We start from the raw sequence: 19,710 nt of genomic DNA on the forward strand, positions 1-19,710 counted from the left end.
TTATTTGGTAAACGTGCCAGCATGCCATAATTTAGTGATCGTTTTTTCTAACTCCAATCCAAATAATTTATGAATAAGCAACAATTACAAAAATGCATTGCATCATTTAATATATCGGTAAAAAAAGTTGTTTTAATGGCTGTTCTTTTTTTATTGACTGTTACCTATACAAGGGCTCAAATACAGTTTATAGCTCCATTGTCCGGATCTAAATATCACAATCCTGAACGAAATATCATTATCCGGCCCGGAGCCTTAATTAACCTGTCATCTGTGCAACCTTACTTATTTCAGATTAAAGGTTCATTAAGTGGGGAACATGAATTTAAACTCAATGTAGCCCTTGATAGCAAAACTATAGTTTTAAATCCATTGGTACCGTTTTCATACGGTGAAGAGGTAACCGTAACTCTTCAACAGGGTGTTAAACAGGCGGATGGAAAAACTATAGAACCTTATTCTTTTTCTTTCTTTATTCACCGCCAGTATACACCGGAAGAACAGCAGAGAATGGTAGAATTGAGAAACAAGTCTCTAGAGGAAGAATTTATTGACCCCAAACAACAGGATATAACTTCAAACCGGACTGCAAATCCTTACTATTCAATTTTGAAAAACACGACCCCTGCATCAGGAAATGTATTCTTCAGTAATTTCAGTTTTTTGGGTTATGACACCCAGCGGCTTTGGATCATAAAAAACAGTGGTGACTCCGTATATTCATTAAAATCCAATTCAAAGGGATTTGACTGGAAGCTTAATTTTAATCACTATCTCACTTCTTATGCCTCTGTGGGGTACGATGAGTTCGATTCAAACTATGTAAAGATTAAGACCTTTAATCCTGCCAATGGTTATTCAGCAGATGTACATGAATTTTTGATCTATCCGGATGGCCACCATTATATGCTCACGGTGGATAATGAAATTGTAGATATGACCGTCTATGATCCTTCATACCAGCCGGAGGCCCTGGTGATAGGAAATGCCATTCAGGAATTTGACGCTAACGATAATTTGATTTTTGAATGGCGCACAATAGATCACATTGACGTTCCGGAAGCGCTTCATGAAAACCTTGCCAATGGATCTATTGATGCTACGCATGCAAATTCTATGGATGAAGATACCGACGGCAATCTTATTGTATCGTTCCGGCATCTCGATCAGGTTGATAAAATTAATGTAAACAATGGCAGCTTTATTTGGCGTTTAGGCGGGGTTAAAAATCAATTTACGTTTACGAATGATCCTGCACAATTTAATTATCAGCACCATTGCCTCAGGATAGCAAACGGAAATATTACCTTATTCGATAATAACGTTTGGGGCACCCCTGATTTATGCTATGCTAAGGAATATCAGTTGGATGAAGTAAAAAAGAAGGCAACCTTAGTATGGAGCTATAATCGCCCGGCAGTAAACGGCGTTTCCATGACGAGTTTTGCTATGGGAAGCGTTCAGCGGCAGAGTAATGGTAATACTTTAATTGGCTGGGGAAAAATTCCATTAGACAGCGGATTGCCCAGCATGACCGAGGTAGATGCTAATAATAATATTGTTTGGGAAATGGAGTACGATCCCACCTATTATGATATTACTTACCGTGCTCTTAGGTATAACTGGAACCCATGTGCCCGGCCATCTACTCAATTGCTGAATACCTCCAATATAGCTACCACTTCAGCCAAATTAAATTGGAATGATGCTACAGGAGCTGTAAAGTATTATGTAGAGTATAGAAAGAAAGGAAATACTAATTGGACGAGCGTCAAGATTAGTTCCACCAAACACTCCTATACCGTAACAGGTTTAAGCGCAGGTAAAAATTATGAATGGCATGTTCAAACATGGTGCGATAAAAATGGTAATAAGAAATCAAATTTTACCCCCATCATTACCTTTAAAACCGATGCTCAAAAGGTAATTGATGAGACTGGTTTTAATGACATAAGCATTTATCCAAATCCGGCACATGATTTCATGCACTTAAGATGGACGGCTAATAATGAGAATACGACCTCTGCGATAATTACCGATGTGGCCGGCAGGATATTAAAATCTTGGAATTTAAAATGTTCTTATGGTGAAAATGATCAGACGATATCTTTAACAGACATTTCACCAGGCATTTATTTTATCAAGGTGCTTACCCCAGATCAGCAACAATTGCAAAAAATAGTGATAGAATAAACTTACATTTTTAGAATTAGCGGTGCTTATAGAAAGAGCACCGCTTTTTTATTTACCATTACCAATTAGGGAATGACCCTCTTTTACCAAACCAGGTAATTGAGACTGAAATCTTTTTATGCGGGGAATTGATTCATGCTGCACATAAGGATTAGCTGGATTGTGAGCTATATAATTCTGATGGTAATCTTCAGCTTTCCAAAAAATACTAAACGGTATTATCTGGGCAGCAATTGGAGAAGCATATTTTCCTGATTTATTAAGCTCTGAAATATAATTTTCCGCCAATTGCTTTTCTTTTAAACTCCTGTAAAAAATAATGGATCGGTATTGGGTTCCATGGTCCGGGCCCTGCCCATTAACCTGCGTAGGATCCTCAGCAGCAAAATATACTTTAAGCAGCGTTGGATAATCAACTACCGATGAATCATAATATACGTTTACTGTCTCAGCATGACCTGTTGAGCCGGTTTCCACTTCTTCATAGGTCGGGTTTTTTGTTTCCCCGCCTGCATAGCCCGACACTGCTTCCTGAACACCCTTTACACTTTCAAAAACCGCTTCTTCGCACCAAAAACATCCTGCAGCAAAAGTAGCCTGCTTGTAACCCGAAAGATCACGTTGTGCATCAGCGATGGAAGATGGTTGAGAAATTACCTTGTTTTTCTGAGCACATGATGAAAAACCGGCCGTTAAAAACAGAACCAAAAACAGGTTTGATAAATAATTCATGGTCTTAATTTAAAATTTATTTACGGAATATCAATGTCGAAAGATTTAGAAATTGCCAGGTATTTTGCCGCTTTCACTTAAAAAAAATTAATGTGATGCCTCAAAGCTATTACATAAAAAATCCCGCTCAGGAAAAAAACAAAGCGGGATTTTATTATCCTGTTCCAAACGACTATCGGGTCATCTTTATTTCCATTGTTTTCATTTCCTGGCCATTCATGGTCATGTACATTTCCATAAGTTGTGTATTATCATTTTGAAAAGTGAGCACCTGGCGCATCATCATGTCTTTTCCCGACATAGGATCATTTGTGACACCTCTCAATTCAATGGATTTATTTTCATCTTTCCAGGTACCTGATAACTGAGACATTCCCGTACTCATATTATCTACCCAACTGCTATAGAACATTTTAGTGGCATTATTATAGGCCATAAGTCCCATTCCTTCAAACGGTTTCCCCATCATAGTGCCTGTATATTTGGTGGAAAGGTACCTCCCATCCATCATCATATCGTTCCTTACCTTTGCAGTTGTTTTTGAAGCAGGCTGGGATGGATCCATCCACATGGTAATATCGGCCTTCCAATCACCGACTGATTTAGCCATCATGGCTTGTACTTGGCCAGGCATCATATTAGCCATCATTGCCTGCATATCCGGTTGTGAAGGTTGATTCTGCGCGAATGTGCTTCTTGACATACTTAATAACAATAAGATTAACAGTAGTTGGGTTTTTGTTTTCATCGGAAAAATTTTGCATGAAGATAACTATAACTGTTGTATTTCAGAATACACCAAAAGTTATTTAATTAACGAATAGTGAGGTTATCCCCAAGTTGTAAAAAATTGTTTTAACCTGATCTAAAAAAGATATTGCTTAACCCGCCTTAATTGACGGACTAAACAAAAATGTAATTAAAATAATAATTTAGATACATTATCAATTGATTCACACTTTATTTTAAGTAAGTAAATCCCAGGCACGGGTGCGGTAACTCCAAAATTATTGGTTCCTTCTGCAGAATCCGGTAAGTTTTACAACACCTTATCGTCCTTCCTGATTTTGGTTACTAAAAATTTAATTAGAATAAAAGTTTTTCAGAGTGAGAGGTGAAGTTTCCTTTTATAGTCACGAGATAGATTCCTTTTCCAGGTGCAGTCAGGTCGAACGAACTATCACCGCTGGCAAGGTGTATTTTCTTCTGAAAAACTATTCTTCCCCGCACATCATACATTAGCAAGTCGATAGTTTCGGCCTGATCTGTTTCAAAAGCAGCAATGTATCCTGAAGCCGATTTTGTAAAATAAAATTGCAAATGGTCTGAATCCTCCGCAGCATCTTTACCGGGTGTGTTCTGGCAATGGGAGATTTTCAGTGAAAATGATATTTCCGCTCTTATTGACGATCATTCCTTTCAGCGTCATTAAACCTCCTTTGTAAGTAAAGGAGCCACTTTGAATCTTATTGTTAGAGTTATCAAGATTTTTCCATGTTATGGTGGTACCAGATGATGGCTTAAAATCCTGCAGACGCCGAAACGTGAGATCGGTAGTGCATGTTTTATACTGATCCTGATCAAGTACTCCGCCTACATAAAAATCTTTTATAAATATATTTACTGAGTAATTGCAGGAATTATCAATTATAGAATCGTCCCAGTCAAGATAGCCATTGATAGCGCCATAGGGATCTCCATCATTTTTTGAGCCATTGCCCGGATCCTGATTTATAGAACAATTTGAAAATGCCGGATATGATTTATTGTTTTGATAGCGGTAGATGTCCGGAGTAGTTTCATCATTAGAAAAATTTTTGCCTCCGCCGCCATGTTCTCTCTGATCCCAATACCAAACACCTCCATAATGGTTGCTCTGCAGAGAATCAAACCATTCAATCTTTCCATCAGTCCAGCCTACCTTATCATCATTTTTTCCATGAACATCAAAAATTAAGGGAACATCTAATTCGCGGTTATAATAGGTCATCCTCCGCATATCACTGAGCTTGGTGAATAGCAATGGATCACTGGTTCCTGGAATCAGCACATCAGTATTTAATTTAACAGCGCTGGTTCCCCATTCTTCCTCATATACCGAAACCCCGTTAGAGCCTATTGAAATTGGTTCTACAATATCATAGACTGCTGAAATTTCTTCAGGATAAATCGCAGCTGTAAGCAATGCTCCGTATCCGGTATGAGAAGTACCGGTTGTATAAATTCTTGATGCATCGATTGGCAGATGCCGTTCTGCATAATGAACGGATTCAATATATCTTTTTTGCAAATAAGTCTTTACTGTTCCGGTAGTGGGTATTGGATTCTGATCGGTATAAATATTAAAGTTTTGGTGGTAACAACACATGTATGAATTATCCCCAAAGGATCCATCTTTCTTTTGAATGGGCAGCCAATCATCGACTAACAGCACATAGCAATTAATAAAATCAGATTTGCCCCCGTTTGCACGGGCTGCCAATGAAGGGCCATCGTAATGAATGAATAGAGGATAGCTCTCAGCGCTGCCTTTTTTTACGAGTGAAAAATTAAATCCATAAGAGCCCGTACTATTCATAGCGGGATAAAGACTGGTCTCCTGATTATTTACAAATTGCGTGTATCTTTTTTTTACTTCACCATTTGACTGAATAATGGAATCCTGGAAAACTGCTTCTGGTTGTACAATTTTCTCCTTTACAGGAGCCGATAAACTGTTATCACCAGGCAGATTTTTTTTACTTCTGAACCGGTTGAAAGATCAGTTACTGTTACGGCAAAGTAGTTGAATTCATTATCGGTACACGTAACAGCATACAATCCCTGATTACTCAAAAGCGGATCTCCGTTATCTTTTATTTTGAAAAAGACATCCTTTGAATCAAGCTGTGAAAGGCGTATATTCTTGGCTGAGTTATCTCTTACAAAACCAAGAAGCAAGGAAGCAGTTAATTGTTTTGGATCTGAAAAAGGTGACGCGGAACGGTAAACGTTATACTGCAAGTTGGTTGCATCGGAATTAATCCAGGTAAGGAAAACCTGGCCATTACTATACGTTGCCTTAAGGCCTGATATGGTGTAAGCAAAGGAATAAAAGGGTAATAAAAAGACACATAAAATGCTAATAAAAAAATGCGCAAAATATGAGAGCGGGCTAAAAGTTGTGAGTGTTTCATGGTGTTTTTGGTTTTAACTAAAACTAAAACATCCTGTTTTTGAAACCAAACAAAAATAAAAAGCACCATATGCCTTAACTCTTATATGTATATCGTATTATAAGACCATGCCCCATTATATATTATAGCAAGAAATAACCTATAAACCCGTACCTGAATTGGGTTTAATATTAGCTATCTATATAATGCAAAGAGGGTTGGTTAATTTTTGCTTTATTCCGGTAATGCAAAATCTTCCGGAATTTTTGGAGTTATATTTTTATAAAAGTCCCGGATAATAATAAAATCCTTTTGAATATCACCTGAAGGAACAAAGGATGGACCTACACCTGCTTTCTTTTCAGCATAATCCAGATAAGCCATTACTATGGGAACGTCTGCACCGAGGGCAGCGTAATAAAATCCTGTTTTCCATTTAGTAACCCGTTTACGTGTTCCCTCAGGAGGAAATACAATAATTGCCCTGTCATTAGATTTAATATATTGAATCATGGCGTCCACCATGCTGTTGTTTTGAGTACGGTCCACCGGAACTCCTCCCATTTTAATAAACATGCGCTTGAAAGGAAATTTGAAAAACTCCCTTTTTATTAAAAATTTTCCTCCGAACCCCAGCCACGCCCGGGCACCTGAACCGTAAATAAAATCCCAACCGCTGGTATGCGGTGCGACCAGCATCACGCATTTTTTAATTTCTGGTGGCAGATTGTCACCTAACTTCCAGCCTGAGAGCTTATAAAACCATTTAAAAAACAGGTTGAACAAGAAATAGAATTTTTAAAATTGAAATATTCAGTAACCGTCAAGATAATGAATAAGCCTGTGCCTGCCTTTAATGGTTAGTCCGGTTATATTTGTATTCACTGATGGATTTATATAAATATGTAACAACGATACGAATCCCTTCCATAGTAAGAAGAATCAAAAGATGGATGTCACCCCGATTTGATCCGGCTTTTGAAGAGCGCTTTCGTGTTGAACTTTCTAAAAGTGAATTGCTTCGAATTAACATTCTTATCAGGGCCACTATTGCCGGAGCGATTGGAGGTTGCATCAATTTTTTCATAATAAGGGAGGAAAAAGTTTATACTCTTTTAATCAATCTCCTGCCGGTATTTTCTATTACTGTTTTAATTTTATTGATATATGAATTTTCTACAAGAGCTTATGTAAAAAAGTGTATTCAACAGAAAAAGCCTGTTTCAATCTCTTTTCAAATTATTAACCTTATTGCAGAAAGCAGTTTTCCGACTTTAATGATGCTGCTATTGCTGACACGGATGAATACCATTGTATTACTTTCTACACCGTTTACTTTACTTTATTTTCTATTTATAGTGCTATCAACACTTCATCTGGAATTCCGGCTTTCTGTCCTTACAGGATTTGTAGCAGCAGCAGGCTATTTTTTAGCAGCTAAAGTTCTAATCCACGTAGTTGAGATTCCGCAGGGAACATCACCATTATTGATATCCACTACCATTATTTTGGGAAGAAGCTTTGTGATTTTTATTTGCGGAGTAGCATCCGGCTTCGTGGCTCTGGAAATAAAGCGGAGGGTCATAAACACATACCAGGCAGTAAACGATCGTGATCGTATACGATTGGTGCTTGGTCAGCACGTTTCACATGCTATTGTAGATCAAATAATAAATGAGAAAAAGGACATACACAATAAACGTTTGTTTGTTGCAGTGATGTTCCTTGATATCAGGGATTTTACTCCATTGGTTGAAAAACTTGAGCCGGAAGAGGTGCTCGATTTCCAAAATAGATTCTTTGGAATAGGTGTGGAAGTAGTAAATAAATATCATGGCATCATTCACCAGTTTATGGGTGATGGATTTATGGCGACTTTCGGAGCACCCTTTTCATCCGTAAATGATTGCCAAAACGCAGTGGATGCGGCATTCGGAATTTTAAAAAAAACGCGGGAAGCAGCAGATCAAAACATATTGCCTTTAATCAGGCTGGGTATAGGAATACATGCCGGAGAGGTGATTACAGGAAATATCGGTACGGACCTGCGGAAACAGTATTCCATTGTAGGGAATGTAGTTATACAGGCTGCCCGTATAGAGCAATTGAATAAAGAGTTTCATTCCCAACTGCTTATTTCCAGAAATGTTCTGGAAAAAATTAAGAACGAAAATCCTGAGTCTCTTGGTAAAATAAAATTGAAAGGTGAGAGTTCCCTGCTTGAAATATTTCGTTTGGCATAATTACAATTCTGTAAAATGTATATGAAGGTGCCACTATTTATTAAAGATGTTTTATTATAGAAAACCAAAGTGAATTATTACCCAGTTAATACCGACTGTAATTGTTCCATCAGGTCTGAAGATCGAAAAGGTTTTGATATGTAGCCATCGATGCTTTTTTCAATGCATTTATCCTGCTCTGTCCTGGTAGCATTAGCGGTAAGCGCAATTATCGGAATATCTTTAAGCGGGGAATCAAATTGGTTCCGTACAAGTTCTGCCATTTCATAGCCATCCATTTCAGGCATTTGCAAATCAAGTAAAATGACATCAAAAGGCATCGCTTTTAGCTTTTCAAGGGCTATTTTTCCATTCTCAGCAACCTCCACTTTTACGTGAGGGATTTGAGATTCAAGTGTATCAACAGCTACCAGTTGATTAAACTTATTGTCTTCAACCAATAATACTTTCAAGCCATCAAGAGAAAATGAACTTTCTGAGACTATTGAATTTATTGGAACATAAGAGAATTCTTCAGCAGCTAATTTTTTGTAAGGAATGGTAAAAGAAAACTGAGTTCCTTCATTCACTTTACTGGTAACACCTATCGTTCCACCCTGCATCTCTACAAGATGTTTGGAAATAGACAATCCTAGCCCTGTTCCGCCATACTTCCTGGTAGTGCTTGCACTTGCCTGCACAAAACTTTTAAATACATCGTCCATTTTTTGCTCCGGAATTCCAATCCCTGAATCAGTTACTGCAAAATGCACTGCGCAAAATTCTTCATTCTCTTCCTGAATAGTACATTCAATTTTAACAAAACCATTGTCAGTAAACTTGATTGCATTGCCCGTAAGATTAATAAGAATTTGTTTTAAACGTACAGTATCGCCCGCTACTTCTGCTGGCAGATTCTCATCACACGTTACTGAAAATTGGAGATTTTTTTCCTCTGCTTTATAACGCATGGTATTGTATACCATTTCCACAGAATCGCGAATGCTGAAATTAATTTCTTCCAGTTCTGTTTGTCCGGATTCTATTTTTGAAAAATCCAGAATATCCTGAATAATGCTTAATAGATTATCTGCCGATTGCCGGATAGCATCCACATATTTTAATTGCAGAGCTTCCAGCTTAGTCTTCGACAGTAAATTGATGAGGCCCACAATCGCATTCATAGGTGTACGGATCTCATGGCTCATATTTGCAAGAAACTGCTCTTTGAATTTTTCAGATTGTTCAGCCCGTTCTTTATCTTTAATAGCTATTTCTTTATCACGCTTAGCCGTTTCCACTTCATGCAGCAGCATCAGGCCTTTATTCTTACGGCTTGATTCTTCATTGACTAATTCTTCTCTTAAGGCAGTTGAGGATTTAAAATATATCAATGATTTTTTGAAATCATTTCGTCTTTCATAGGCGCGTGCAAGAGCTAATTGTATTTTATACAGCGTTTCTTTTAATGCATATTGTTCGGCTTCTGCACGCGCTTCTTCAAGCAAGTGTATTGCCTCCCGGTCCCTTTTTTGTTCCATAAAACATTCACCGAGACAGCATAAGCCATTGCATTCATAATTTTTTCTTCCAAATACACGTGCCAGCTCTATGCTTTGACGAATACATTCTTCTGCCTCCTGAAATTTTTTAAGCTTTTGATATACAGTACCGATATTCATAAGGCAGGCACCCTGCCCCTGTACATGGTTTAATTCTTTCTGGTACTGGAGGCTCAGCCTGAGATGCTGCAGTGCTTTGCTATATTCCCCTAAATCGCGATATACCGTTCCCAGATGATATAACGATGCAGCTTCCAGCAGCTTTATTCTCAGAGCCTGAAATATTTTGTAAGAATCCTCAAAATGCTGCATTGCTCTCTTGATTTCTCCAATTTTTCGAAAAATAATTCCGAGGTTAAGGAGTGCAGCCCCTTCATTAGAGCCATCATTAATGCTTCGGGCAAGTGAAAGCGTTTTTAAATGATGCTCCAAAGCTTTAGGATAATTACCAATGCATTCGTATACCATTCCCATTACCAGGTTGGCAAATGTTTCGGATTTTATATCGCCTACCTCCTGAGAAAGAGAAATGGATTTATGGGCATTTGGTAACGCTTCATCTATTTCTTCAATATTCAACTGCATAAAAGCAATATTACTCAGCGATTCAGCCAGCCCTTTTTTATTGCCCTCTTTTTCATAAATCTTAAACGCTTCCTGTGAAAGCTGAAGTGACTTCTTAAAGTCTGACCGAATACGGCAGCATAAAGCTTCGCTGTTAAGTGAAGCGGCAATGCCTTCCTGATCTTTGATTTCTATAGCGAGGCGCCATGCTTCTTTAGCCATTGATTGTGCACGATCAAGAGAGTAGACATACAGCTCGCGCGAAAGGCTGTTTAAAATTCGTATTCGATCCTGTGGCTCAAGTGCTAAGTTGAGGTCCTCTTCCAGCAAGTGCATTTTATTTTGTATACTCTGGTAATCGGTCATAGGATTGAGACAGAAAATATGAAAAATGGCAACTGCTTACCTTAAGTGCTCACGATACTAAATATCATAAAAATAAGTCATAAAGTCTTTATACTTCTTGTATATCCTAATTAATTAGCTTTTAGTGGTTGCAGTGCATGTGTTGCAACTTTATAAAAAATGCTCTAGATTCATAAAAACAATTCAGTTTCTATCTCATAAATTAAAACTTAAATAGTTTAAGCTCATCTTTTTTAAGTAGATATAATCTGTTCCGCTCAATGCTAATATCCATTATATCAATTGAGTCGGGAAGTGTTATCTTTTGTTCCATTATTGTTGTTACCTGATAGGTGTGAAGAGCGTTCTGAACACGGAATAAGACCTGGTCGTTACGCACCTGGAATTTAGTGATATTTTTAAATGGAAGTGTTTCTTTATAAATTCCGTAATTGTCAAATATTAAAATACCAATATCTGGATCGGTTATATATACATATTGATCCCGTTCCCGCATGTAGGAGGGATGGACCGCTTTTCCAATTAATGAAAACATATCACTGCTTTCCAGTGAAATGGCATTATTACGGTCAATTTTTTTTAGCTTATAGTCCTGTTCATCGAACACCCAAACGGAGTTATCGCGGGAAGCAACACAAGCCACATTAAAATTCAAAATACCAATTTGTCGCAGCCGCATTACAGACAGTTCTGATAAGGTATTATCAACCATTACTATTGTTCCATAATCCGGATAGGTAAGTATAATTTTCAATGGATCTGTAGCATCTACAGAGCGTAGAGAGCCGTATAAATTCTGGTTGTAAGTAAAAAGGATATTGCCTGCAGAATCCATTTTTACGAGCGAGCTGTTTCCGGAAATCAGATAGGCATTCTGTAAATAATCCGTAGTAATAAATGAAGCATCGATCTTTACAGAGATTAAAAAAATAAAAGACAGTATAACGTTGACAGCAGGAAGCATATAAATTTAATAAGCTTAAATGTACTTCCAATTCTGCAGGCTTATCTCAAGGTGATAAATAATGAGGTCAGCTTATAATATTTTTTGAACAATATCTTCAACAGAAATACCATCTGCCTCAGCTTTGTAGTTACGAACAATACGGTGGTGTAGAATAGGGGCAGCTACAGCCTTAACATCTTCTATGTCCGGTGAGTATTTACCATTAATAGCTGCATGACACTTTGCGCCTAAAACCAAAAATTGGGATGCCCGCGGACCAGCCCCCCATGACAGGTAATTATTAATAATGGCAGGAGCTTTTTCAGTGTTAGGCCTGGTTCGCCTGGCAAGTGAAACCGCATATTCCAGAACATTATCAGCAACAGGGATTTTTCTTACCAGTTGCTGAAAAAAAAGAATATCATCTGCTGAAATGATTTTCTGCAGAATTGACTGACGCGCGCTCGTAGTATTTTTCACCATTTGCACTTCCTCATTCATATTCAGATAATCCAAAGTAATATTAAACATGAACCTATCTAATTGCGCTTCAGGAAGCGGGTACGTGCCCTCCTGTTCGATTGGGTTCTGGGTTGCAAGTACAAAAAACGGAAGCTGCAGCAAATGTAACTGACCGGCAAAGGTTACCGACCGCTCCTGCATTGATTCAAGCAACGCTGCCTGTGTTTTAGGAGGTGTTCTGTTAATTTCATCTGCAAGGATAATGTTTGCAAAAATCGGCCCTTTATTAAACTGAAATTGCCTCGCTTCGTTTAAAATTTCTGAGCCAATAATATCACTCGGCATCAGGTCTGGTGTAAATTGGATGCGCTTAAAGCTTAGATCAAGCACGTCAGAAATAGTTTTTACTAAAAGTGTTTTTGCCAAACCCGGAACGCCTACCAATAAACTATGTCCATCACAGAAAATAGAAATGAGAACGAACTTTACCACTTCATCCTGGCCTATAATAACTTTATGAATTTCCGAAGTCAGTCGTTTATAGGAGCTTGCCAAACCGTCTACTGCAGCCGCATCAGACTGAAATGTTATTGTTGAGTGTTGTATGTCCATTTGTCTAAAACCTTACATGTTTGAAATTCCGGTTCTATAAGAATATATGATTTCGAAATACGGTCCTTAAGCCAGCTATTTACGGCTTCATCCTGTTTTTTCGCAAGAGTAAGACCGGATATTTTATCGTAATCATCTCTCAGGTTTGCCTGATGCGGTCTTGATTTGGATTTCAAATAGATGAGTCGGAAGCCCGTTTTCCCTTGTTTATCGTGAAATATGGTAGGCTTTGAAACGGCTCCTACCTGCAGCGTATCTGTGGCAGTAACCAGGCTTTGATCATAGGTACCAAGATCACTTATATTGAATGCGGAAGTTTGGCTTGCAGGGTTTATAATCATACCGCCATTATTTTTTGATCCTTCGTCCTCACTGAACTTGCTAACGGCTTCAGCAAATGATGATTTTCCCGATTGAATCAGATAATAAGCGCTATCTGCCAGCTTACCTGCATTCGTGAGATCATAAGAGGTAGTTTTCGGCTTAATAAGAATGTGCCGGACATTAATACGATCACCCCGCCGCTCGATCAATTGCATAATATGAAACCCAAAAGCTGATTCTATAATATTAGAAATATCATTAGGGTTTTTAAGAGAAAAGGCAGCAGCTTCAAAAGCCGGATCCAGCTCACCCCGGTTTACAAATCCTAATTCTCCACCTTTATCCGCTGAGCCTGGATCTTCTGAATAAGCACTGGCCAATGCTGAGAAGTCTTCTCCGTTCTTAATCCGTGTTAATAGATCTTCCGCTCTTTTGTAAGAATATTCTTTCATCTCAATACTCACCTTAGGGTAGATAATTAACGCGCCAAGTTCTTCCTCCGCATTATAGTAGGGTAAGCTATCTGTAGGAATGCTATTGAAGAACTGCTGGACATCTGAAGGAGTAACTTTTATGTTAGTAATTATGTTTCCCTTTTCTTTATTCGCAATGAGTTGTTCCCTGATCTGGATTCTGAATTCATCCTTAATTTCCAGAATGGATTTACCATAATACTCTTCTAATTTTTCCACGCTTCCAGCCATGCCTGAAAAAGAACGTACCCGGTGATCCAGCTCATTTTCTACTTCATCATCACTCACAGTTACACTATCAATTACTGCCTGAGCTATAAGAAGCTTTTCTATAAGGAATTGGTTTAAGATTTCACATTTGAAATCGGCCGGCACTGGTAAAGTACTTTGATAAGCATATTGCTGGTATTGGGCTTCCACATCTGAAAGAAGTATGATGCGATCATCTACAATGCCCACCACTTTATCAATCACTTTTTGGGCTGATACAATGGTGGTGATAAGAAATAAAAATATAATAATTATAATGCGCATTAATTACTTTTTCGAAGCATAAATTTCAAAATCATTCCTCTGCATGGCATCTTCATAAATGCTTTTATGAATGCCGCTTATCAGTGTCAGCTTTCTTTTATTAATAATAAGATTTCGGATTTCTTCCTTTACAAAACTAAGAGGTGCAATATTTCCTTTAGTACGGTATCCTCCAAACTTTACGAGGTAAGCATACTGTGAATCCGGTACTTCGATGTATTTATTATTATATTTGATGAAGCTAAAATTAATCTTTTCAACAGGAAGCAACGCGGCTACTTCCTGCATATTGTACCATTCGCTATCCCCGATAGCATAATTTATCGCGTACTGTTTACAGAAGCTTCGAAGTTTGGTGAAATTAAAATCATTAGGATGATTGATCCAAATACGGACTGAGTCAAGGCTTATAACGGTTGTCAGTCTTAATATTACGTACTTCATCCGGACAATATCTTCTTTTAACTGGAATGTTTCCAAATGGTTTTTAAAGTAGCTATAGACTTCAGAATCATTTACGGAAGTATCGATTTTTTCCTGAAGAAGTGCTTTTTCATATAGATATATTTCAAGGGATTCTTTGTAGTCACGAAGCTGATCATTCAATTGCCGTTGATCGGCGGGCAAATTTTCTTCGGCATAATGCACGATAAGATTATGGCGAATCCAGCTGTCAATATAATTTTTAACAAGCTGCAAACTATCTAATGGTGTGGCAGCATCTTTACCTATCCCCTCAATATCAGATTGGTACAGGTATTTGTCAAATGCACGCGCAATTGGGGTTTTTTCATCTTTTATAGCCGGATGGTAATTGTTGCAGGAACATAACAGAGCAATAAGAAAAAAGCAGTCAAAAGGAAATTTCATGCTTATTCACAGTACTATAAAAAGAGTGTCTTATTTTTTAACAATACTTTGAAAAACCTGCTCATTGATTTTCACGGGATATTTTTGTCTAAGATCCGCAATCCATTTCTTTTCAAGATTTTCCTGATAATCTGCCACTACATATCCTTTTACATCGGTCAATTGCTTAGGAGCAGGTGGTAAAATGCTTACAATTTTCATTATTTTAAACACAGAATCGGAGTTTACTGTATATGTAGTGCCAGCCGTTCCCCAACCGAGTTTTTCAATTTCTGATTCTTTACCCTTTTCGAATTCTGCTGTCGCAATTGTAAGGTTTGTTTTTCCTTTACGGTTTAATTTTGAAAGCAGATCATTATCGCTACTATTTTTAGCCATATATTTCTTGAGATCTTCTTCACAGTCCTTATTTTTACACATGTAAGTAGTTACCTGAGCCCTTTCCTGCCCCATATAATTATTTTTTCCTGCCTCATAGAAAGTTTTTAATCCGGTTGTATCTTCCACTGCTTTTGTCCATACCTTATCACTTGCCAGATCAAAAAGTAATATACCATTCATGTATTCTTCCATCAAGTCTCTGAAAGGGGGGTATTTTGATTCCAGGCGCGCATCTTCAAAGTTACCAGCACTTGCAAGCACAAAGGCATCGTAAAGTTTATTGTACATGCTTTGCAGCCCACCCTGGTTCAAAAATTTACGCTGATTTTTTAAAATAAAGTCTGCAAAATCCTTTTGAGTATAGCTTTTTTTCTCCGGAACCCATTTGGTATCTGTAAATGTGAAAAGCACATCATTCATATTCATCATCGCAGAATCATTCCAGTTACCTTTCAGCAGTGATGAATCCATTTTCGACATCAGGACTTTCTTCTTTTCAGGGAACTCAGTAAACCTGTATTCTTTTTTTACCTGGTTTAAAAACGATTGTTTTGCATATTCTGACCACGGACCATTTTCTACCTTTTTCTTAATGTCGTCCCGGGTTTGCTCATAGGTGCCAATTGGTTTTTTTTCAATCAGCTTAATAATATGCCATCCAAATTTCGTTTGAACAGGTTCTGACATATCTCCCGGATTTTTTAACGCAAATGCCACGTCTTCAAACTCGCCAACCATTTGTCCGGTACCGAATGATGGCAATTTTCCACCATTTGCGGCTGATGTTTTATCCTGTGAATTCTGCTTTACCAAGTCATCCCAGCTGGCGCCATTCTTTAATGCCTGATATAAAGAATCAATTTTTTGTTTGGCTTTGGTTTTATCCTCGGAGGTAGCGTTTTGCGCAACTTTTATAAATAGATGTGATGCAGTTATCATTCCCCGTGAGTGTCTAACATCAAGAACTTTAATTAAATGATATCCAAAACGGGTACGTACAATAGTCATTTTACCGACCGGGGTGCTGTAAGCTGCAGTTTCAAACGGATATATTACCTGCAGGGCAGTTATATATCCTAAATCTCCCTTATTGTCTTTGGCTGATGGATCACTCGATGAATCAGCAGCCAGCGTATTGAAATCTTTTTTTCCTGATGTTATTTGATTTTTCCAGTTAGTAATGCGTTTATAAGCTTTTAACGTGTCAGCCTGGGAAGCATTGGGATCAAGCTTCAGCAAAACATGTTCTATATGTACATCTTTCTGCATGCGGTTATAAGCTTGTCTCAGTATGGTAGTATCAAACATGTAAGCTGGTGTAAGCTTACTGCGGTATGTTTTAAATTCATTTAACACCGCCGCTGTAGTGTCCATCTTCATATCGCGGGACTGCTTTACTTTTAAACGGAAATTCACATAAAGATCAAGGTAATCACGAAGTGATTTTTCACTAAAATCTGCCTCACCGCTTACATTGGTTTTTTGATAGACCTTCACAAATTCATCTTTTGTAACCTGTTCACTGCCAATAGTAAACAATACCGGATTTGTGGTTGAAGGAGCCTGAGCAAAACTTTCAGAGAAGATTAATAGGGTGATTAAGCCCGTAAGCAGGACAATCATTTTCATAGGGGAAAAGATTTTGATTATAGCGATTTTAAGAGGCGCAAACCTACATGAATTCATTTCAATACGCAAATGGTATTTATTATAATCCTATGAATGTCAGAGAAGAGCTTCCATATTTTGATCCGGCAAAGCTATCACATGACTTAGTTTATATATGTTTCAGAAAAGCTTTTGGTGATTACAGTACGAACTTATAACGCGAAATAGACAGCACTAACTCAGAGCATTCAGGAACTGATTCAACGACCCGGGTTTATATACAAAAATTTGCCCCTGGTATAATAATATCCTACCTTACCCTGAATAAAATAAACACCTGTGGCCATATCTGCAAAGTCGAAATTGAAGGTAGTTTGACTTATTAATGAAAGTTGTTTTTGATACACCACTTCTCCCATAGAATTTATAATTGCGAGCAATACGGATGGTGCACCAGGATTTTGTATGGTAATATTTAAGCTCGAAGGGGAATCGAAGGAGACGTCAAATGTATTTTTTGGAACCACACTGGTAATTGTAAAAATAGTGGTCAAAGTATCGTTACTTAAGTATTGATCCTGCTGCTGATTGGGGTCAGTGCTCCAGACTGTAAAAATATGTCCTCCTTCACCTGTGAATGCTAAAGGCAGCGTGATATTAGCGACATAGCCAGATGGCAAATTGCCCATAAAATCATATGTTTGAATATCCTGTCCGTCAATCTGGTATTCAATGTGCAAAAAGGTAAGGTCGTTTTGTCCTTTATTCATGATTTGAACCATAGGATTAAATGACTGTGCCTTAACCGTATCGCCAGGCACAATTATCGAATTTATTCTTGCATCGTTACTATAAGTATAAGTGGTGTTACATCCTGCAGTAGAGCTTAAAATGCTTTTACGTGTTGTATTTAAAATCCCTATCATTTCGTTTGCCTGGTCTATCGTAAACATATACATACAGCGATCATCACTATAATCCATATAATTCATAGACATGTCCCCATTGTTATCGCAGGTAATGTGAGGAAAGGCCACGCAACCATAATTAGCATCAGCCTGATTTGGAGTATCATCAATATTATCAGACCCATCGCATGAGCCACCATCGTCCCCCCAGATATGGGTTAATCCAAGCCAGTGCCCCACTTCATGTGTACAGGTTCGTCCGAGATTATAGCGGGGATCCAAATATTTGCCTTCCCGACCAAAAGCCCGATAAGTAACTACCACGCCGTCAGTAGGATTTGCTTTAGTTCCCGAGGGAAGAGTAGTAAAACCTAATTTAGGAGGAGTGAGGTTACAGACCCATATGTTCATATATTTTGTGGAAGGCCATGCATCATCACCACCCTTTTTGGTAAATTTTACACTGTCATCAAGGTCAAAGGAGATATGGGTGGTAGAGGTGCGAATAATACCCGTAGTTGCATTTCCAAACGGATCAACAGCTGCAAGGCAAAACTCCATTCCGGCATTACCTATTAAGGGTTTATAAATTGGTGGAGCTTTAACAGTATCAAAATTCATTGCCTGGTAATCCTCATTCAAAACATCTATCTGACTGCGTATTTGATCATCTGAGATATTTTCAGCAGCTGTATTATATACTACATGAACCACCACCGGGATTGTGGCAATATTACGTGTGGATGTATGATCCAGGATCCATTGAGCCGCCTGTTCCTGAACTTGTTTTATAGAAATTTTGGTTCCTGGGTGCAGCTTTTCATATTGATCCAGGTATTCCATAGTTCCACACCTGTCTGCCTGCTGTCCCAATAACCTGGAATAAAAAACAAAAAAAATAATTATTCCTCCAACGAATGACCTTATAAACTTTATATTCATGTTATATTATAAAGAGCAGTAAAAGTACAACTTGCGTATTATCTGAAAAAGACTTGCTGACAGTGGTATACTTACACAATTTTAGAATGACCCGGTTGCTTCGGTTTAAATTTATCGGTTATTCATATACCAAACAGCTTAAAAAGGCTAAAAAGAAGGTAATGTAGTTGCATTGAAACAGCGTGATTACAGAAACGCTGTAATAACCCAGCCTATTTTGATTGGTGTCGCATTAATTTTAAAAGATATTACAGATATTTTCGATTATGGGAGGCAGCGTCAGTATATTAAATGCCAATTTCTGTTGCAAAGCATTTATTACTACAGCCTCAAAATATATCTGTTATTGAAGCGATGTAGGGAGCCTTATACTTAGTAATTCTGATAGGAAGAATTATCGGAATATCCGGACCTGATAAAAAAAACTTAAATGGAGAACATTACACTCAGGAGCGTAATTGATGATTCAGGAAATTCTGTAAGTCCTGTTATGGAGCCTGGCACAAAGAATTTTCTGATTGATATCGATGGAACGATTACATATGATATTCCGAATGAAGAGCCGGCACGTATGGTAAGTTGCCAGCCGTACGCTGATGCGCTGCTTACCATTAACAGGTGGTACGAGGAAGGTCACATCATATATTTCTTCTCTTCGCGCACAGAATCTCTCCGTGGGATTACGGAGACGTGGCTTAAAAAACATGGCTTTAAATACCATGGTATTCTGCTTGGTAAACCCCGTGGTGGTAACTATCACTGGATTGATAACCACATTGTGCGTGCTACCCGTTTTATCGGCAAATTTGGTGATCTTGTGAAGAAGCAACACGAAATAGAAGTGTTTGAAAAATAG

General features: G+C 38.0%; 16 protein-coding genes. 3 read left to right on the plus strand and 13 right to left on the minus strand.

Annotated elements, in window-relative coordinates:
* Positions 1-135: 135 nt before the first annotated feature.
* A complete protein-coding gene (locus H0W62_00625; protein ID MBA3647050.1) occupies positions 136-2,193 on the plus strand; it encodes an aryl-sulfate sulfotransferase in 2,058 nt (685 codons plus the stop codon).
* A 48-nt stretch (positions 2,194-2,241) separates the two neighbouring features.
* Here the strand turns inward: H0W62_00625 and msrA are convergent, their stop codons facing one another.
* The 6 genes from msrA to H0W62_00655 form a co-directional block, all read right to left on the minus strand.
* On the minus strand, positions 2,242-2,925 hold the full coding sequence (gene msrA / locus H0W62_00630; protein ID MBA3647051.1) for a peptide-methionine (S)-S-oxide reductase MsrA: 684 nt from the start codon (positions 2,923-2,925) through the stop codon (positions 2,242-2,244).
* 172 nt (positions 2,926-3,097) lie between these two features.
* Positions 3,098-3,673, minus strand: a complete 576-nt coding sequence (locus H0W62_00635) for a DUF1579 domain-containing protein (protein ID MBA3647052.1) — start codon at positions 3,671-3,673, stop codon at positions 3,098-3,100.
* 338 nt (positions 3,674-4,011) lie between these two features.
* Complete coding sequence (locus H0W62_00640; protein MBA3647053.1) at positions 4,012-4,245, minus strand: T9SS type A sorting domain-containing protein; 234 nt, start codon at positions 4,243-4,245, stop codon at positions 4,012-4,014.
* A 25-nt stretch (positions 4,246-4,270) separates the two neighbouring features.
* Positions 4,271-5,503, minus strand: a complete 1,233-nt coding sequence (locus H0W62_00645) for a hypothetical protein (protein ID MBA3647054.1) — start codon at positions 5,501-5,503, stop codon at positions 4,271-4,273.
* A 119-nt stretch (positions 5,504-5,622) separates the two neighbouring features.
* Positions 5,623-5,928 carry a hypothetical protein gene (locus H0W62_00650; GenBank protein MBA3647055.1) on the minus strand — a complete coding sequence of 102 codons (306 nt, stop codon included), beginning with the start codon at positions 5,926-5,928 and terminating at the stop codon, positions 5,623-5,625.
* Positions 5,929-6,314: 386 nt separating this feature from the next.
* Positions 6,315-6,779, minus strand: coding sequence for a 1-acyl-sn-glycerol-3-phosphate acyltransferase (locus H0W62_00655; protein MBA3647056.1), 465 nt, complete (start codon positions 6,777-6,779; stop codon positions 6,315-6,317).
* A 188-nt stretch (positions 6,780-6,967) separates the two neighbouring features.
* Between H0W62_00655 and H0W62_00660 the strand changes: the two genes are divergently transcribed.
* A complete protein-coding gene (locus H0W62_00660; GenBank protein ID MBA3647057.1) occupies positions 6,968-8,323 on the plus strand; it encodes an adenylate/guanylate cyclase domain-containing protein in 1,356 nt (451 codons plus the stop codon).
* A 77-nt stretch (positions 8,324-8,400) separates the two neighbouring features.
* Here the strand turns inward: H0W62_00660 and H0W62_00665 are convergent, their stop codons facing one another.
* The 7 genes from H0W62_00665 to H0W62_00695 form a co-directional block, all read right to left on the minus strand.
* The gene (locus H0W62_00665) at positions 8,401-10,794 is read right to left on the minus strand and encodes a tetratricopeptide repeat protein (protein ID MBA3647058.1); all 2,394 of its coding nucleotides are present in this window, start codon (positions 10,792-10,794) and stop codon (positions 8,401-8,403) included.
* Positions 10,795-10,996: 202 nt separating this feature from the next.
* Positions 10,997-11,758: a hypothetical protein gene (locus H0W62_00670; protein ID MBA3647059.1), complete on the minus strand. Its 762-nt coding sequence runs from the start codon at positions 11,756-11,758 to the stop codon at positions 10,997-10,999.
* 72 nt (positions 11,759-11,830) lie between these two features.
* Positions 11,831-12,814, minus strand: coding sequence for a MoxR family ATPase (locus H0W62_00675; protein MBA3647060.1), 984 nt, complete (start codon positions 12,812-12,814; stop codon positions 11,831-11,833).
* Positions 12,790-14,145: a peptidylprolyl isomerase gene (locus H0W62_00680; protein MBA3647061.1), complete on the minus strand. Its 1,356-nt coding sequence runs from the start codon at positions 14,143-14,145 to the stop codon at positions 12,790-12,792. The genes H0W62_00675 and H0W62_00680 overlap by 25 nt, the downstream gene beginning before the upstream one ends.
* A 3-nt stretch (positions 14,146-14,148) precedes the next feature.
* Positions 14,149-15,015 (minus strand): hypothetical protein, encoded by an 867-nt coding sequence (locus tag H0W62_00685; GenBank protein ID MBA3647062.1) that lies wholly within the window; start codon positions 15,013-15,015, stop codon positions 14,149-14,151.
* Positions 15,016-15,045: 30 nt separating this feature from the next.
* Positions 15,046-17,025 carry a peptidylprolyl isomerase gene (locus H0W62_00690; protein ID MBA3647063.1) on the minus strand — a complete coding sequence of 660 codons (1,980 nt, stop codon included), beginning with the start codon at positions 17,023-17,025 and terminating at the stop codon, positions 15,046-15,048.
* Between the two features lie 239 nt (positions 17,026-17,264).
* On the minus strand, positions 17,265-18,854 hold the full coding sequence (locus H0W62_00695) for a zinc metalloprotease (protein MBA3647064.1): 1,590 nt from the start codon (positions 18,852-18,854) through the stop codon (positions 17,265-17,267).
* A 430-nt stretch (positions 18,855-19,284) separates the two neighbouring features.
* Here H0W62_00695 and H0W62_00700 point away from each other — a divergent pair, with 430 nt between their 5' ends.
* Positions 19,285-19,710, plus strand: coding sequence for a phosphoheptose isomerase (locus tag H0W62_00700; protein ID MBA3647065.1), 426 nt, complete (start codon positions 19,285-19,287; stop codon positions 19,708-19,710).

The sequence above is a fragment of the Chitinophagales bacterium genome (assembly GCA_013816805.1).
In the GTDB taxonomy this organism is placed as follows: domain Bacteria; phylum Bacteroidota; class Bacteroidia; order Chitinophagales; family UBA10324; genus MGR-bin340.

What these genes read in the sequence shown, in the direction of transcription:
- H0W62_00625 (MBA3647050.1), top strand. Translation starts at nt 136, where the DNA reads ATGGCTGTTCTTTTTTTATTGACTGTTACCTATACAAGGGCTCAAATA.
- msrA (MBA3647051.1), bottom strand. Translation starts at nt 2,925, where the DNA reads ATGAATTATTTATCAAACCTGTTTTTGGTTCTGTTTTTAACGGCCGGT.
- H0W62_00635 (MBA3647052.1), bottom strand. Translation starts at nt 3,673, where the DNA reads ATGAAAACAAAAACCCAACTACTGTTAATCTTATTGTTATTAAGTATG.
- H0W62_00645 (MBA3647054.1), bottom strand. Translation starts at nt 5,503, where the DNA reads ATGAATAGTACGGGCTCTTATGGATTTAATTTTTCACTCGTAAAAAAA.
- H0W62_00655 (MBA3647056.1), bottom strand. Translation starts at nt 6,779, where the DNA reads ATGCTGGTCGCACCGCATACCAGCGGTTGGGATTTTATTTACGGTTCA.
- H0W62_00660 (MBA3647057.1), top strand. Translation starts at nt 6,968, where the DNA reads ATGGATTTATATAAATATGTAACAACGATACGAATCCCTTCCATAGTA.
- H0W62_00665 (MBA3647058.1), bottom strand. Translation starts at nt 10,794, where the DNA reads ATGACCGATTACCAGAGTATACAAAATAAAATGCACTTGCTGGAAGAG.
- H0W62_00670 (MBA3647059.1), bottom strand. Translation starts at nt 11,758, where the DNA reads ATGCTTCCTGCTGTCAACGTTATACTGTCTTTTATTTTTTTAATCTCT.
- H0W62_00675 (MBA3647060.1), bottom strand. Translation starts at nt 12,814, where the DNA reads ATGGACATACAACACTCAACAATAACATTTCAGTCTGATGCGGCTGCA.
- H0W62_00680 (MBA3647061.1), bottom strand. Translation starts at nt 14,145, where the DNA reads ATGCGCATTATAATTATTATATTTTTATTTCTTATCACCACCATTGTA.
- H0W62_00685 (MBA3647062.1), bottom strand. Translation starts at nt 15,015, where the DNA reads ATGAAATTTCCTTTTGACTGCTTTTTTCTTATTGCTCTGTTATGTTCC.
- H0W62_00690 (MBA3647063.1), bottom strand. Translation starts at nt 17,025, where the DNA reads ATGAAAATGATTGTCCTGCTTACGGGCTTAATCACCCTATTAATCTTC.
- H0W62_00695 (MBA3647064.1), bottom strand. Translation starts at nt 18,854, where the DNA reads ATGAATATAAAGTTTATAAGGTCATTCGTTGGAGGAATAATTATTTTT.
- H0W62_00700 (MBA3647065.1), top strand. Translation starts at nt 19,285, where the DNA reads ATGGAGAACATTACACTCAGGAGCGTAATTGATGATTCAGGAAATTCT.